General features: G+C 72.6%; 14 protein-coding genes. 6 read left to right on the top strand and 8 right to left on the bottom strand.

Features of this window, described 5'->3' with window-relative positions:
* A complete protein-coding gene (locus AB0I88_RS28030) occupies window positions 1-762 on the bottom strand; it encodes an ABC transporter ATP-binding protein (RefSeq protein WP_361030847.1) in 762 nt (253 codons plus the stop codon).
* 96 nt (window positions 763-858) lie between these two features.
* Between AB0I88_RS28030 and AB0I88_RS28035 the strand changes: the two genes are divergently transcribed.
* Window positions 859-1,485, top strand: a complete 627-nt coding sequence (locus AB0I88_RS28035; RefSeq protein ID WP_361030850.1) for a TetR/AcrR family transcriptional regulator — start codon at window positions 859-861, stop codon at window positions 1,483-1,485.
* Between the two features lie 10 nt (window positions 1,486-1,495).
* Here the strand turns inward: AB0I88_RS28035 and AB0I88_RS28040 are convergent, their stop codons facing one another.
* Window positions 1,496-2,107: a TetR/AcrR family transcriptional regulator gene (locus AB0I88_RS28040; RefSeq protein ID WP_361030853.1), complete on the bottom strand. Its 612-nt coding sequence runs from the start codon at window positions 2,105-2,107 to the stop codon at window positions 1,496-1,498.
* A gap of 84 nt (window positions 2,108-2,191) precedes the next feature.
* On the opposite strand from AB0I88_RS28040, the gene AB0I88_RS28045 reads away from it, so the two are divergent.
* The 5 genes from AB0I88_RS28045 (at window position 2,192) to AB0I88_RS28065 (ending at window position 9,064) form a co-directional block, all read left to right on the top strand.
* Complete coding sequence (locus AB0I88_RS28045; RefSeq protein WP_361030856.1) at window positions 2,192-3,580, top strand: cytochrome P450; 1,389 nt, start codon at window positions 2,192-2,194, stop codon at window positions 3,578-3,580.
* A 44-nt stretch (window positions 3,581-3,624) separates the two neighbouring features.
* On the top strand, window positions 3,625-4,797 hold the full coding sequence (locus AB0I88_RS28050; protein ID WP_361030859.1) for an acyl-CoA dehydrogenase family protein: 1,173 nt from the start codon (window positions 3,625-3,627) through the stop codon (window positions 4,795-4,797).
* Window positions 4,794-5,771 carry an acyl-CoA dehydrogenase family protein gene (locus tag AB0I88_RS28055; protein WP_361030862.1) on the top strand — a complete coding sequence of 326 codons (978 nt, stop codon included), beginning with the start codon at window positions 4,794-4,796 and terminating at the stop codon, window positions 5,769-5,771. The genes AB0I88_RS28050 and AB0I88_RS28055 overlap by 4 nt, the downstream gene beginning before the upstream one ends.
* Entirely contained in the window at window positions 5,768-7,261 is a 1,494-nt protein-coding gene (locus AB0I88_RS28060; RefSeq protein ID WP_361030864.1) for an AMP-binding protein, read from the top strand. Before AB0I88_RS28055 ends, AB0I88_RS28060 begins: the two co-directional genes overlap by 4 nt.
* A 396-nt stretch (window positions 7,262-7,657) precedes the next feature.
* On the top strand, window positions 7,658-9,064 hold the full coding sequence (locus tag AB0I88_RS28065) for a hypothetical protein (protein WP_361030867.1): 1,407 nt from the start codon (window positions 7,658-7,660) through the stop codon (window positions 9,062-9,064).
* Between the two features lie 108 nt (window positions 9,065-9,172).
* On the opposite strand, the gene AB0I88_RS28070 is transcribed toward AB0I88_RS28065, so the two are convergent.
* From AB0I88_RS28070 to AB0I88_RS28095, 6 genes are all read right to left on the bottom strand, one after another.
* Entirely contained in the window at window positions 9,173-10,018 is an 846-nt protein-coding gene (locus AB0I88_RS28070) for a universal stress protein (protein ID WP_361030871.1), read from the bottom strand.
* Window positions 10,019-10,145: 127 nt separating this feature from the next.
* Complete coding sequence (locus AB0I88_RS28075; protein ID WP_361030874.1) at window positions 10,146-11,465, bottom strand: extracellular solute-binding protein; 1,320 nt, start codon at window positions 11,463-11,465, stop codon at window positions 10,146-10,148.
* On the bottom strand, window positions 11,462-13,945 hold the full coding sequence (locus AB0I88_RS28080; RefSeq protein ID WP_361030877.1) for a VWA domain-containing protein: 2,484 nt from the start codon (window positions 13,943-13,945) through the stop codon (window positions 11,462-11,464). Before AB0I88_RS28080 ends, AB0I88_RS28075 begins: the two co-directional genes overlap by 4 nt.
* A 1-nt stretch (window position 13,946) precedes the next feature.
* On the bottom strand, window positions 13,947-14,339 hold the full coding sequence (locus AB0I88_RS28085; RefSeq protein ID WP_361030880.1) for a hypothetical protein: 393 nt from the start codon (window positions 14,337-14,339) through the stop codon (window positions 13,947-13,949).
* A 72-nt stretch (window positions 14,340-14,411) separates the two neighbouring features.
* Window positions 14,412-15,086 (bottom strand): pyridoxamine 5'-phosphate oxidase family protein, encoded by a 675-nt coding sequence (locus AB0I88_RS28090; RefSeq protein WP_361030883.1) that lies wholly within the window; start codon window positions 15,084-15,086, stop codon window positions 14,412-14,414.
* A 74-nt stretch (window positions 15,087-15,160) separates the two neighbouring features.
* Window positions 15,161-16,057: an alpha/beta hydrolase gene (locus AB0I88_RS28095; RefSeq protein ID WP_361030886.1), complete on the bottom strand. Its 897-nt coding sequence runs from the start codon at window positions 16,055-16,057 to the stop codon at window positions 15,161-15,163.
* Between the last annotated feature and the right edge of the window lie 75 nt (window positions 16,058-16,132).

A 16,132-nucleotide genomic window follows, 5' to 3' on the forward strand; every position in this document is an offset into this window, starting at 1 on the left:
TCACGCCCCCACCCGGACGGCCCGGTCACCCAGGTGGGCCAGCCGTGCCGCGACGGCGTCGGGGGTCGGGCGGCGCAGTTCGCCGGACGGGTCGAGGCGGCCGTCGGCAAGGAAGACGACCGTGTCGGCGTAGCTGGCGGCGAGCGGGTCGTGTGTCACCATCACCACGGTCCGGCCGTGCCGGTCCACGGTCGAGCGCAGCAGGGCGAGCACATCGCGGGCGCTGCGGGTGTCGAGCGCCCCGGTCGGTTCGTCGGCGAACACCACGCTCGGCGCGGTGATCAGGGCTCTGGCCACGGCGACCCGCTGGCGCTGGCCGCCGGACAGCTGATCAGGCAGGTGGTGCATCCGGCCGCCGAGCCCGACCTCGGTGAGCAGGGACTCGGCGCGGGCCCGGTCGGCGCGTTTTCCGGCCAGGGTGAGCGGCAGTGTGGCGTTCTGCAGCGCGGTCAGGGTGGGCAGCAGGTTGTACTGCTGGAAGACGAAGCCGATGCGCTCCCGCCGGAACCTGGTCAGCCGGGTCTCGCTGCCCCGGGGCATGGGCTGCCCGTTCACCGTCACCTGCCCGGCGTCCGGCTGTTCCAGGCCGGCCGCGCAGTGCAGCAGCGTGGACTTGCCGGATCCGGACGGTCCCATGATCGCGGTGAACGACCCGGCGGCGAGGTCGAGGCTCACCTCGTCCAGGGCCCGCACGGCGGCCTCCCCGGCGCCGTAGGTGCGGCTCACGCCGGTCATCCGTAGCGCGCTGGTGGTGTGTCCCATTTCAGCCTCCGCCGAATTAATGTTCACCGAATGAGCATTCGGCGAATCTGGGCTCAGTTATAGGCTGTCGGCGAGCGACGCGTCAAGGAGGAATCGATGGGCGTTCGGAAGATGCGGGCCGCCGGCACCCGGGAGGCGCTCAAGGCGGCCGCCCGCGCCCAGTTCGTCGAGCGGGGCTACCTGAATACCAAGATCACGGACATCACGTCGGCGGCCGGCCGGGCGACCGGCGTCTTCTACGACCACTTCACCGACAAGGAGCAACTGCTCAACGAGTTGCTGGCGGAGATGCACAGCCAGGCCCGGGAGCGCCTCGCCGGGCAGGCGCACCCGCGGGAGCACGACCTGACCGACCGCGCTCAGCTGCGTGAGCACCTCGGGGCGACCTGGCACGTGATGCGCGACAACCTGCCGGTGATGACGGCGCTGTTCGAGTCCACGATGTCCGCAGGACCCAGCTCGGACCGGGCCTGGCGCAGCCTGACCGGGGACACCGCGGTGATCCGCGCGCACCTCGACTGGCTGCGCGAAAGCGGACACCAACTGCCCGGCGACCCGACCCTGATCGCGGCCGCTATCGGTGGGATGCTGTCGATGCTCGGCTACGCGGTGCTCAGCTCCGGAGCGACGGACCTGTCCGACGACGAGATCGTCGACAGCCTCACCGCTTTCGTGCTGCACGGTCTCGCCGGGCCGGGCGCCACCGCCGACCCGCGGAGCTGACCCGGCGGCGTCAGCGGTAGAGGCCGAGCAGTGCTCGCGACGCCGCCTCCACGATCTCCTCGGTGGACGCCTCCAGCGTGCCGTCCAGCCAGGCGGTGATCAGCTCGGCCATGCCGCCCATGAACAGCAGGCCGCCGATCTCGTCCTCGGTGGCGCTGCGCCCGGACGCACCGAACAGCTCGCGCGACTCCAGCGCCGACCGGCGGGCCAGATGCCGCAGCAGCTCGGCACGGCGCCGCCGCAACGCCGGCACGGCGACCGACTCGACGATGGCGACCCGGCCCTTGCGCGGGTCGTCGAGCAGCAGGTCCAGGAACGCTCGCACGGCCGCGCGTACCCGTACCATCGGATCTTCTCCGGCGGTCTCCGCGGCCCGGCGGCTGGTCTCCTCGATCTCCGCCGCGATGGTCTCCATGACCGCTTCGAGCAGTGCTTCCAGGCCGGTGAAGCTCTCGTAGAAGTAGCGTTCGCTGAGGCCGGCCTCGGCGCAGACGGCGGTCATCGTGGTCCGCGTCAGCGGGTCGGCCCAGACGGTGAGCGCCGCGGAGAGCAGCCGGTCACGGCGCTGCGCCACCCGGTCGGCGGCGCTGACGCCCCGATAGATCCCTGACTGGACCGCCATGGGCGTAACGATGCCACAGCATGCCGGAAACATTGACAGGCGTCCCTTCCCGAATCAGGCTGGTCGATACCCAGGAGGTGAGCCATGACGGCCGAGACCCGGGACGTGCACGAGATCCCCACGCTGCGCCGCGAGGACCGTGGCCTGCCGTGGATCGGCAATCTGTTCGCCTACCAGCGCGACCCGGTGCGGCTCTACCGGCGCCACTGGGAGCACTACGGGCCGGTCGCCCCGTCCTACCTGCTCGGCCGGCGCTCGGTCATGCTGCTCGGCCCGGACGCCTGCGGCGAGGCGCTGCAGAACCGGGACAAGGCGTTCGCCAACGGGCCCGCCTGGTCGCGGCTGGTCGGCCCGTTCTTCCACCGCGGTCTCATGCTCCTCGACTTCGACGACCACCACGGCCACCGCCGGATCATGCAGGAGGCGTTCACCCGGGACCGGCTGGACGGCTACACCCGCCGGCTGCATCCGGCCATCGCACAGGCCACGGCGAGCTGGGAGACCGGCGAGCGGGTGCCGGCCTACCGGCGGCTCAAGCGGCTCACCCTCGACATCGCCGCCGACCTGTTCATGGGCGGCGCCCACGACACGAGCAGAGCCGAGATGGAGCGGATCAACCGGGCCTTCATCGCCTGCGTGCAGGCCGCCGCCGGGATCGTCCGCGCCGACGTGCCGTTCACCCGCTGGGGCCGCGCCTACCGCGGCCGGCGGGTGCTGGAGCGATTCCTGCGCGGCTACCTGCCCGCCAGACGGGCCACGGCCGGCGACGACATCTTCTCGGTGCTCTGCCACATCGAGACCGAGGACGGCCAGCGGTTCTCCGACGACGACGTCGTCAACCACATGATCTTCCTGATGATGGCCGCGCACGACACGTCGACCATCACCGCCACCACGATGCTGCAGTACCTCGGCCAGCATCCGTACTGGCAGGACCGTTGCCGGGCCGAGGCGCTCGCGCTCGGGCCCGCCCCGGACCGCGCCGAGCTGGAGTCGCTCGTCTCGATCGACCTGGTCATGCGGGAGGCGCTGCGGCTGCGCGCGCCGGTGCCGGTGCTGGTCCGCCACACCGTCAAGGACACCGTGGTGCAGGGCGTGCGCATCCCCGCCGACACCCCGTGCGCGGTCGGCATCCAGTTCACCCATCTCATGAAGGAGTACTGGACCGACCCGGAGACCTTCGACCCGGAACGCTTCGGCCCCGGCCGCCGGGAGGACCGCTCGCACCGGTTCGCCTGGGAGCCGTTCGGCGGTGGCGTGCACAAGTGCATCGGCCTGCATTTCGGCGGCCTCGAAGTGAAGGCGATCATGCACCGGCTGCTGCGCGAGTACCACTGGACCGTCGATCCCGGGTACGTCCCGCCGATCGACCACCACGCGCTGCCGTACCCCAAGGACGGCCAGCCGATCGTGCTGGTCCGCAACCCGGCCGCCGCACCGAGGCGGTCGTGGCGTTCGGCGACAGGCAGTTGAGGCCGCTGCGGCGGCCGCGCATCCGGTGACCGGAAGGGACCAGCATGGATTTCGACGACACCCCCGACGAGGCGGCCTGGCGTGCCGAGGTGCGCGCCTTCCTGGAACAGCACCCTCCGGCCGAGGACCCGCGGCAGTGGCAGGCCGTCCTCTACGACGCCGGATTCGTCGGCGTCACCTGGCCGGTCGAGGCCGGGGGACGCGGTGGCGCCCCGATGCGGCAGGCGATCGTCGACCAGGAGATGGCCCGGCTCGGGCTGCGTCCCCTGATCAACCTGATCGGCATCGGCATGTGCGGGCCGACCGTGATCATGCACGGCAGCGACGATCAGAAGCGGCGCTACCTGCGGCGGCTGCTGCGGGCCGACGACCTGTGGTGCCAGCTGTTCAGCGAACCGGCCGCCGGCAGCGACCTGGCCGCGCTGCGCACCCGGGCGGTCCGCGACGACGGCGGGGACTGGCGGATCAGCGGGCAGAAGGTGTGGACCACCCTCGCCCACCTCGCCGACTACGGGATCCTGCTCACGCGTACCGACCCGGACGTGCCCAAACATCGCGGGCTCACGATGTTCGTCGTCGACATGAAGGCGCCCGGCGTCACCGTCCGGCCGCTGCGGCAGATGAACGGCGAATCCCACTTCAACGAGGTGTTCTTCGACGACGTACGCATCCCCGACACCGAACGGCTCGGCGACGTCGGCGCCGGCTGGACCGTCGCGCTGACCACCCTCATGAACGAGCGCCTCTCGCTCGGCGGCGGCGGCACCGCCATCGGCCCCAAACCGGAGACGGTGGCCCGGCATGTCGCCGCGCACCTCGGCACCCTGCCCACCGACCGGCAGGTGCTGGCCCGCCAGCAGCTCGGCCGCGGTCTCGTCGCCGCGCTCGGCGCCCGCTACACCGGCTACCGGCAGCTGTCGAGACTCAGCCGCGGCGAACTCCCCGGCCCGGAGGCGTCCGCCGGCAAGCTCAGCGGCACCCGGGCGGCCCGCGACCTCACCGACCTGGCGGTGCGGGTGCTCGGCGACGGCGCCCGCGTCGCGGCGACCCGCGACGGCGACGGCGACTGGCAGACCATGCAGGCGGCGCTGCCCGGCATCGCCATCGCCGGCGGCAGCGACCAGGTGCTGCGCAACATCATCGGCGAGCGGGTGCTGGGCCTGCCCGCCGAGCCCCGCGCCGACAAGGGAGTCACCTTCAAGGAGAGCCTGACGTGAACTTCGACCTGGACCGCGAGCACCTCGACCTGGCCGCCGCCGCCGGTGAGTTCCTGTCCGCCTCGGCCTCCCCGGCGGCGGCGCGGGCCGCCCTCGACGACGGCGCCGCCGCCCAGCCGGGCCGCGCCGAACTCCTCAAGAGCGGCTTCGCCGCGATCACCGTGCCGGAGAACGCCGGCGGGGGAGGCGGCAGCGTCCTGCACCTGGCCGTCGTCGCGGAGCAGGCCGGGCGGGTGCTCGCCGGCCCGTCGCTGGTGACCTTCGCGCGGGCCGCCGTGCTCCTGGACGGTGACCGGGACCGGCTGACCGGCCTCGCCGACGGCAGCCTCGCCGTCGCCGTCGTCGACGACAGCGGCCCCGTCCTGGACGCGGTCGGCGCCGACACCTTCCTCGCCCTGCGTGACGGCGCACTGATCTGCGGGCCGGGCGAGGTGACCGCCCGCCCGCCCATCGACGCCACTCGCGGTCTCGGCGACGTCACCCTCGACGGCACCACCGTTCTGGTACGCGACGCGAGCGACCGCTGGCAGAAGGCCGAACGTGTCGGCCGTACCGTCCTGGCCGCGGAGAGCCTGGGCGCCGCCGGCCGGCTTCTGGAGATGGGCGTCGACTACGCCGGTCAGCGGCGGGCGTTCGGCCGTCCGATCGGCTCCTACCAGGCGATCAAGCACATGCTCGTCGACGTGTACGTCCAGGTGGAACAACTCCGGTCGCTGGTCTGGTGGGCCGCGTGGGCCGCCGACCACTCTCCCGGCGAGCTGCCCTTGGCCGCGGCCGCCGCGAAGGCCGCCGCGGCCACCACCCTGGAGAACGCCGCCGAGACGGTGATCCAGGTGCACGGCGGCATCGGCTTCACCTGGGAACACGACGCCCACCTGTACTGGCGGCGGGCCAAGGTGGACCGGTTCCTGCTCGGTGACGACGTGGCCGCCTTCGACGAGGTGGCCCGGCTCGCGATGGAGGCGGCACGATGACCGGGCACCACCTCGCCGTCCTGGCCGAGGAGGCCTTTCAGCGTCACGGCGACTACGAGTCGCTGTTCTTCGAGGGCCGGTGGCTGACCTCCGGCGAGATCCACCACCGGTCGACGGTGGTCGCGGCCGGCCTGCGGGCGCACGGCGTCCGGCCCGGCGACCGGGTGGTCGTGATGACCATGAACACGCCCGAGGTGTTCATCTCCTACCGGGCGATCTGGCGGGCCGGCGCCGTGGTGACCCCGGTGATCTTCCTGCAGAGCGAGGCCGAACTGCGGCACATCCTCACCGACTCCGGCGCCACCGCGGCGATCGTCAGCCCGGAGCTGACCGCCCTGTTCCGGGCCGCCGCCGACGGGCTGGACATCGCCCCGTTCGTCGTCGGGAAGAACTACGCCGACCTGGAAGCCGGCGAGCCGGGCGGGATCGAGCCGCGCGCCGACGACGACATGGCGGCGCTGCTCTACACCGGCGGCACGACCGGCCGCGCCAAAGGGGTCATGCTCAGCCACCGGGGGCTGTGGGAGTCCGGCCGCGGCATCGACCTGGTCAACCGGTCCGGCACGTCCACGCGGGCGCTGTTGCCGTTGCCGCTGTCCCACGCGTACGGGCTGATCGTCTCGATCGGTGGCCTGCACTCCGAACGCCGCATCGTCTCGGTGCTGCAACGCTGGTTCGACCCGGTCGGCTGGCTGGAACTGGTCGCCGAGCACCGCCTGGAGACCAGCCCGGTCGTGCCCACCATGCTGCAGATGCTGCTCGCCCAGCCGCTGGAGAAGTACGACCTGTCGTCGTTGCAGTCGTTCGGCTCGGGCGGGGCCACCCTGCCGCCGGCGATCCGGGCGGCGGCCGAGAAGGCGTTCGGCGTGACCGTCCTGCAGGGTTACGGCTGCACCGAGTCCAGCGCGGTGATCTCCGCGGAGACGCTCACCGAGCATCGCCCCGGCAGTGTCGGAAAGCCGCTGCCGCACGCCGAGGTGTCGATCCTCGACCCCGACGGCAACGAGGTCCCGGCGGGTGCGGACGGCGAGATCTGCGTACGCGGGCCCGGGGTGATGCTCGGCTACTGGAACGACCCGGAGCTGACCGCGCAGACCGTCCGGGACGGCCGGCTGCACACCGGCGACGTCGGCCGGCTCGACGAGGACGGCTATCTCTACGTCGTCGACCGGATGAAGGACCTGATCATCCGGGGCGGCTTCAACGTGTTCCCCCGCGATGTGGAGGACGTGCTGCTCGAACATCCGGCCGTCCAGATCGCGGCCTGTGTCGGCAGACCGGACGCGCAGACCGGCGAGGAGGTCGTCGCGGTCGTCCAGCTGGCGCCGGGACAGCAGGCGACCGGTGCGGAGCTGGTCGAGTTCGCCCGGGGCCGGATGGCGAAGTACAAGTACCCCCGCGAGGTCGCCGTCCTCGACGCGGTGCCCCTGACCAGCGTCGGAAAGATCAACCGCAAGGCGGTACGCGATCTGTTCCGGAATCCGCACTGAGCCGCCGCGTCACCGGAGCGCCCGTGGTCGTGCCCGGCGGCGCGCGTGGCATCGGCCCCGTATGTCCGCCGTGGCCCGGCTCGCCCTGGCGCCGACCGATGCGATGAGCACCCGCCCCGGCTCGCCTGCGCGGCTCGTCCCCGGTCGGCCGGGCGCGAACCCGCCTGGCCGCCGGCAGCGTCCCGGCCCTCACCTGCGGCATCGGCCGGCCGGCGCCACCGTGGGAGCCTGATCCCGCGTCGCCGCGGGCGGGGCCCGCCCAAGTGATCATGACGACACGGGTCGGCGCCCTTGCCACGGCATCGCCGCAGGTGACACCGCTTCTGGAGGGCCGCGTGACGGACGACGGCGATTTTGTCGATGGACTTCCGGAAGCAACCTCTCAATACTCTAGAAATGGATTCGAATTCGGGGGGTGGCTTCGCCGGCGGGCCCGCGGATGTCGTCGTCGAGCTGAGCGCGGCGGAGGCCGCGAGCGGCGCGACGAGGCCGATCGCGGCGCCGTCGGGCGGTACGCCCGTCATGGTCTATTTTCCGCCGGGCGCTCGCGACGGCATGGTTCTGAACGTTGATCTGCCCTGGACGGACCCGGGCACCGGCGCGGCTTCCACGAGGACCGTTTCCGTGGCCGTCCGGGTGCTGCCGGCCGGGGCGTTCCCGGGCACCGGCGCCTACCCGCAGTACGGGCCGCCCGGACATCCCGGGCCGCCGCCGCCCGGTTTCGCCGCGCCCGCCCCGCCGCCCGGGTTCGCCCCGCAGTACGGGCCGCCCGGACACCCCGGGCCGCCGCCGCCCGGCTTCGCCGCGCCCGCCCCGCAACGGTTCGGCCCGCGCGCCCGGATCGTCGCCGTCGCCGTGGCCCTCGCCCTGCTCAGCGTCATCCTCCTGGTGCCGGGCCTGTTCAAGGGCGACGACGCCGAGACGACCAGCAACGGCAGCACCACGGGCGCCACCACCCCGACGACCGAGCCGCTCGCCGAGAGCGTCACCTCGGCGCCGCCGCTCGATCCGGCCGCCTACCAGAGTTCGCTCACCGCGGCCGACAAGGAACTGGCCGCCGCCGTCGGCGCCCTCCAGCGAGCCACCACGCCCACCGCCGTGGCCACCGCGGCCGAGGCCCTGGCCGAGAAGGTCAGCACCCAGACGTCCGCGCTGTCCGCGCTGACGGCGCCGGCCACCGCCGGCACCGCGCACAGCGACCTCGTCTCCGCGCTGTCCTCCCTGGAGAGCGAGCTGACCTCGCTGTCCGGGTCCGCGGCCGGCCGCAGCGTCTGCACCGGCGGCGCCGCCAGCGCCGCGCTGGGCCGGGCCGACGCCGCGACGGACCTCCGGACCGCGATCACCGCGCTCGCCGCCGCCGACCCGGTCGCGAAGTACAAGTTCGGCTCGTTCGTCCCGGCGGCCGTCAAGGATCAGAACCGCCGCAAGGCCAACGGCAGCTACCTGACCCGGACCACCGGCGGCAGCGGCCAGTTCAAGGTCGACAACGGCAACTCGGTGGACACCGTGGTCAAGCTGGTGAAGGCGGGCTCCAAGAAGCCGTCCGTCGCCGTCTACGTCCGGGGTGGGAAGAAGGTCACGACCGGCCGCATCAAGGACGGCACCTACCAGGTCTACCTGGCCGCCGGAACCGACTGGGACGGCAAGCGCTTCACCCGCAACTGCCAGTTCACCAAGTTCGACTCCAGCTTCAAGTTCACCACCACCTCCCGCCAGTACACGATCTGGGAGGTCAGCCTCAAGGAAGTGCTGGGCGGCAACGCCACGTCGTCCGACGTCGACCCCGACTCGTTCCCGAGCTGACCCACACCGGGCGCGGTCGTCCACAACGGTCCGGTCGTGCGGCAGAGCGCCGCGCGGCCGGACCGTTCCGGCTCGTGACCCGGCTCCGGGCCGGGCACCCGCGACCCGTCACGCCCAGCGGGCCACCGCCGCGCCGGACCGGGCGAACCTGGCGGAGATGCGAGTCCGCAGATGCGGCCGGGGACGGCGGATGATGGCCAGCGGGCTGCCGGCCTGGTGCAGCAGCGTCTGTGCCACCGATCCGAGCAGCCGCTGGTGCGGCCGATCCCCGCGAGCGCCGACGACGACCAGGGCCGCCTCCTCAGACTCGTGACGCAGGACGTCGGCCGGATCGCCGGTCAGGGTGTCGAGGCGGGCGGGTATGCCGTACGCCATCGCTCGTGATCGGATCACGTCCGTCAGGACGTGCGCGCGGTCCGGGACCTCGCCGACATGGATGAGCCGCAGAAGGGCGTGCCGCGGGGCGGCGGCCGCGAACGCGAACTCCAGAGCGGGCGTGGAGACCGAGGCCGCGTCGACGCCGACGATCACCGGTCCGTCCGGCGTGGGCGCCGCCCGGGTGACCAGGACGGTGCCGTCCGCGCGGGCCGCCACCTGCACCGCGGTGGACTCCCTCGGCAGACACTCGTGCCGGGCGAGATCGCCGTCGCCGATCACGGTCAGGGACGACTGCCGGGACAGGCGCAGCAGGCCGGTCACCGGATGGCCCTCGATGAGCTCGGCGCTGATCCACAGTCCCGGTTCGACGGCGGTGGCGACGGCCCGGGCCCGCCGCAGCAGATCACCGGCGAATCCCGGCTGATCGACCACACCGGGCCGGAAGGTGACCGTGTGCACCAGGCGGAGCGGGAGCCCACGGGCGGCGGCTTCCCGGGCTGCCACCTCGACGGCACGCGTACTGGACGGGGATCCGCTGACCCCGGCGACGACCGGCCGGGCGGAAGAGACGAGCATGCGATCACCTCCGGACCCGACGCTAGGACGGTCGCCGAGAGGCCGGGTAGGGCCGGCCGCCCCTACCCGGTTCGCCCGGTCTCACGGTGCCGGACGGATCGACTCGTCAGGCCCCAAGGCCCGTGACTCAGCGTGGCGGCAGCCGGCCCTCCGACGCGTCCCGCAGCCGTCGCTCCAGATCGGCGGGCACCTTGCCGCCGTCCGCGCGGATCTCGGCCACCACGTTGCGGATCTCCTCGCTGAACCGCGGATAGTACGGCGTGGCCGGCCGCTGCCGGCTGTCCAGCACCGCCGTCCGCACCGTCTCGGCGTACGGATGAGTGGCTCTGATCTCGGCCCGGTCGTAGGTGGCGCTGGTCGCCGCCGCGTAACCGCCGACCTGCATCAGCAGCCGCTGGGACGGCTCGGACGCCAGGAACTCGATCAGGTCGCGGGCGTCGTCGGCGTGGCGGGAACCGGCCACCACGGCCAGGTTCTGGCCACCGAGGACGGCCGGGCCGGGCAGCGGCGTCATCCCGATCTCCCCGGCCGCGGCCGAGGCCCGCAGATCGCTGCCCTCGACCAGCGACCGGTAGGCCACCGGCCAGTTCCGCATGAACAGGATCTGGTCGTCCAGGAACGCCGCGATGGTGTCGGCCTCCTGGTAGGCGGTCGATCGCGCGTCGACCACGCGGCCGCGGCCGGGCGGGCCGAACAGGCGGTTCACCGCCTCCGACCAGATCGCCGGGTCGGTCGACACGCCCAGCGGTGTGGCCGCCACCGCCCCGGTCCGCTCCTTCTCGACCGCCCAGAGCGCCTCCAGTGTGTTCACGGTCAGGCCCTCGTAGTCCTGGAGCTGACCGGCGTACGCGGCAGTGGGTTTGTCGTCCTTCGCCGGCAGCCCCTGGCCGCGGGCCACGATGTCGTCCCAGGTGTAGGCGGTGGGCGCGGTCGGTGTCTGCTGACCGAGAAGGCGGCGCTGGGCGAACAGCACTCCCGCGTCGGTGTTGAACGGCAGGCTCCACAGCCTGCCGCCGTAGTAGCAGCTCTCGCGGGGCTTGCGCAGCAGGGTGCCGAGCAGTTCCCGGGGCGTGTCGGTGGCGGGCCACTCGGCGATGTACCGGAACTCCGCGAACTCGGCGACCGCTGTCACGTCGAGATTGAGGATGTCGGCTTCGACGGCCACCTCACCCCTGGCGAACCGGACCATCGCGTCGTGCTGTTCGTCGGCGCTGCCCGCCACCAGGTGAATCCTGGCCGGCCGGTCGGGATGCGTCCGGTTCCACAGGTCGATGAGGGTCTGCCGGGCCGCGCCTTCACCGTCCTCGACCCCACTGACGATCACCAGTTCGGCCGGCGGCCCGCCACGCCACCGGTCCACGGCCGTCAAGATCGCGGCGCCGGCCAGCGCGCCGGCCACGAAGACCGCGCCGGCCAGCAGGGCACGCCGCCTTCCGGCGCTCGTCATGTCGCCTCCTTCTGCCACAGCCGCCCGATCTGTTCGGCGACCCGGACGTCGACCAGATCGGACGGCACACCGATGCAGTCGCCGTGCGTCTTCGTCAGGGCCGACAGTTCGGCGTCGGGACAACCCGGCACGCCCACGTTCACGATGACGACCCGGACCGGGTCGTCACCGAGCTCGGGCAGCGGGTGGCCGGTGGTGTCCTCACCGTCGGTCAGGACCACGAGGATGCGATGACGGCCGCCGGCGCCGCCTCCGTCGCGCAGCTTCCGGACCCCGTGATCCACCGCCAGATGAAGCGGAGTGCCGCCGGCCGGACGGTATCCGCGGGCCCGTTCGGTGGCGGTCCGGGCGTCGCCGGTGACCTCGGCGATGCCGCCGTCGAGCGCCGTCGAGAAGATGAACAGGCCGAAACGGTCGTGCCGGCCCATCGTGCCGACCGCCGCCGTGATCCCGTCGAGCGCGGCGCCGAACCGGGTCCGTCCGCCGCGGCTCGCCGTCATCGAACCCGATCCGTCGACCGCGACGAGGACGGTCGCCGGAATCCTGGCCGCCGCGTACGCCTGCTCCGCCCGCTCCAGGTTCGCCGCACTGGTGGCGTAGGCCTGTCGCGCGTGCCAGGCCCGGAGTGCCCCGTTCGCGCTGATGAGGCCGGCTTCCAGGACGGCGCCGCGGGGCCGCAGACCGTTGTCGGCGAGCACCCGGCCACCGGCCGCCGACCGCAGCCAGGCGGTGAGCCGGCCGGCGGCACGCCGGACCCGATCGCTCTGCGGGTGGGCCCACACCGGCTGCGTCATCGGAAAGTCCAGCCAGCCGGTGTCCGCCGGATACCAGGTGTTCCACACCCCGCCGCACCGGCCGCCGTCGCCCCGATGCAGATTGTGCCGGACCAGCTGCCACTCCGCGACGATCACCCGGACGCCCCGCGGACGGCACAGCAGCGCGGTGACATCCGGCGGCCCGGCGCCCTGCCCGGCGGCGGCCGCGGCGGCGTCCAACGGCAACTGCACCTCGGCACGGGCGACGGCCGCCTGCTGCCCCGGCGGAAACAGGAACGCGTTGACCAGCCTGCCGACCGTCGTGGTGTCCGGGTCGGGCCGTACCGTACCGGTGACGTGCTCGGCCCAGGGCGCGGCCCGGTCCGCCAGCGGGATGCCGCCGGGCTCACCCTGTTCGGCCAGCACGACCGGTGACTCGGCCAGCGACCACTGCTCCGGACCGTCCGGGATCCGCACCCTGGCGCCGGGAGTGCCCGCCAGAGTGGACTGCACCGCCGCCATGTCCGGGCCGAGGTCGGCGACCCACACGTCCGGGGGCAGCCCGATGCGGTGCAGCAGCCGCCGATCCCTTGCGGACGCCCCCGGCGGGGTACGCCAGGACAGGGCGAACGCCCGCGCGACGTCGTCCCGGGACGCGCCGGACACGCTGACCCGGATCCGCTGGCAGTCGCCGGCGCCGCGCGTGGCGTACTCGTAGGAGTCGGTGATGTCGGTGAACATCTCCACCGTGTCCAGCGGCACCAGCATCCGGATCGCGGTCGGCGCCGCACATCGCGCCAGAGCCTGCGGGCCGGCCGCCGCGCTCGCCGTCGCGGCGAGCACCGCCAGGCACAACCCGCCACCCACGGACCTCCGCCACACCAGCGGGATCCCGCGGGGGCCGGGCAGTTGCTCCCCGCCGGCGTCGTCCTCCCCGGCCTCCTCGAAACCGTCCAGGGGTACGCCGTCCGCGGGCCGGACGTAGGCACGGTTACGGACCAGGGCCGCCTCGCCCGCGAAGTTGCCGCCCTGCTGCTGGGGGCGGGGCAGCCGGCGGCGCTGCATCTCGTCACGGACCGCCGCGTACAGGGTCTGCATGGTGAGCAGTTCCTGCGGGCCGGGCACTCCGGTGTCGATGAACTCCAGCAGCCGCCCGGTGAAGGCGGTGAACTCGTCGCCCTCCGGCGCCAGCGACATCTTGGTGGCCGAACTCGACGTCAGCACGTAGAGGCCGTCGATGTTCAGTTGCGCGGTGGCCCGGGCGACCAGCCGGTCGTCGGCCATGTGCAGATGCCGCATGGCGCGACCGCTGTAACAGCAGTCCAGGACGACGATCTTCGATGTGGCGGGGCTGTCCAGAATCGCATCGGCGAACTGGGCGAACCGCACACTCGTCTCCGCGCGCTCCTCGTGGGAGCCCCGCACGCCCAGATAGAGTTCGCTGCCGCGGTCCAGCAGGCCGTGCCCGGCGAAATACACGAACAGCAGATCCTCGGCCTGCCCGGCGGCCTCCCGCACCGGATCCAGCACCTGGCCCGGAAACCGGGGGTTCACTTTGCTCACGCATTGCGCGCCCCGGAAACCGGACAGGGCCGGATCGGTCAGCCGTTTCCGCAATGCGGCGACATTGTTGGCTACCGCCGGCAGATCCGGCAGGGAATCCCGGTCATAGCGGGCCGTGCCGATGAGCACCGCCCGTGATCGTTCGAAATCCGGCAGCCGCATGTCACGGCGCCTCGCCCAGTTCCGCCCGCAGGCGGCGTGCCACATCTTCGGGATCCCGCAGCGCGGGCCCCTCCACCTCGACCTCACGCTCGCCGACCCGCACCCGGATCCTGGTGCGCCTGGTGGACGCCCGTGCGGCGGCCCACCCGCCCAGCGCCCCGAACAGCGCCCCGAGCAGGCCGGGATCGGCGACCGTCGCGATCAGCGCCTCGACCGCGCCGCCCGCCATCCGGCCCGGTGCGGGAGCCGCGGTGACGGCGTCCACGCGTACGCCGGCGAGATCCTCATCGCCGCGCAGCCATTTACGCAGTTCATTGTAGGATTCGCCGGATTCGTCGCCCTTGAGGACGATCTCGACACGGATATCGTCACCGGAATCAGGGCTGATTGGCATCTCGACACGGTAACCGAAAAGGTCAATGGGTTCGGGTGTCGAGCGGGGGTCGGCGAGCCGTGCCGGTTGCTGTCATCGGGTCTTCTGGACCGGCTGCCGCTCGGGGTGGTCGCGGCGTACCAGGCTCCGCAGATGGTCGTTCTCTGCCTGTAGCCGGTCGAGTCGTTCGCGGACCGGTGCCAGGGCGCCGTGCAGTTCGGGTTCGCTCCAGCGCGGGGTGATGTGTTGCGGGCAGTTCCAGTCGTAGCTGTGGACGTCGACGGTGATGAGCCGTTCCACCGTGCCTGTCGTGGTGTGGGTGCCGAGCCGGTCGGCGAGGTGCGCCGGGACGCCGTCGCGGATGTCGGTGACGGCCGCTGTGCCGAGGATCTTCAGCCGCCGGCGGTGGGCGTAGTCCATGAGGAACAACGACACCCGGGGTGAGGAGCGCAGGTTGCCGACCGACAGGTACTGGCGGTTGCCGCGTACGTCGGCCCAAGCCAGGACGCTGTGCTCGCCGACCGGGTCGAGCAGGTGCAGGAAGCCGGGTGGGCCGCCGCGGTACTGCAGGTAGGGCCAGCCGTCGGTGTTGACGGTGGCGAGGTAGAAGCCGTCGCGGGCGGCGATGAACGCGGCTTCGCCGGCGCCGAGCAGGGCGCCGGTGTCCACGCCGGCGACCATGCGGTCGACGGCGGCCCGGCTGCCGTACTGCTGTTGCGCTGCGGCGACCGATGCCGTCGTCAGTCGCTGGAGATACCGGTGCGGCATGGTCGGAGTCCCTTTCGGTGCGGCGCGGATCCCGTGCGCCCGGGCGGCGCTGGTCCGCCCGGGCGCACGGGCTCTCAGGTCAGGGTGCGGCTGAGGAAGTCACGGATGAGGGCGGCGATCTCGTCGCCATGGGTTTCCAGGGCGAAGTGCCCGGCGTCTAGCAGGTGCAGTTCGGCGTCGGGCAGGTCACGGGTGAACGCGCGGGCGCCGTCGGCGCCGAAGATCTCGTCGTGCTCGCCCCAGGCGATCAGGGTCGGCGGGCGGTGGGCGCGCAGATACTGCTGGAAGGCGGGGTACGCGTCGAGGTTGTACTGGTAGTCGAAGAACAGTTGCAGCTGGACCTCGGCATTGCCGGGCCGCTCCAGCAGGCTCTGGTCGAGGGTCCAGGTGTCGGGGGTGAGCCGGTCGAGGCGGTCGGGGGGCACGCCGTGGGTGTACTGCCACCGGGTGGCCTCGGGTTCGAGGAGTCGGCGGACGGCGGCCTCGTTCGCGGCACGGTCCTTGGCGTGGGCGAACAGCACGTCCCAGAACGGGGTGAAGCCTTCGGTGTAGGCGTTGCCGGACTGCACGATCAGCGCGGTGACCCGCCGCGGTTGGCGCGAGGCGATCCGCAACCCGATGGGGGCGCCGTAGTCCTGGAGGTAGAGGGCGAAGCGGTCCAGGCCCAGATGGTCGAGCAGGCCCAGGGTGACGGCGGTGAGGTTGTCGAAGGAGTAGTCGAAGTCGCTGACCGCGGGTGCGTCGGAGTAGCCGAAGCCGATGTGGTCGGGGGCGATGAGGTGGTAGGCGTCGGCGAGCTCGACGATCAGCCGCCGGAACATGTGTGACGAGGTGGGGAAACCGTGCAGCAGCACCAGCGTGGGTGCGGACGGGTCGCCCGCCTCGCGGTAGAACACGGTCCGGCCGCTGATCGTGGCGGTGCGGTGGTGCACGGCACGTGTGCCGGTGCCGGCTGGTGCGGTGTCGGTCATCAACTGCTCCTTCTTCCTTGCCGGCGGCGGCGGCCGGCCGCCGGGATCTCGGGTGGTGACCGGTGCCGGGGCGCC

Source organism: Actinoplanes sp. NPDC049802 (assembly GCF_040656595.1).
Taxonomy (GTDB): Bacteria; Actinomycetota; Actinomycetes; order Mycobacteriales; family Micromonosporaceae; genus Actinoplanes.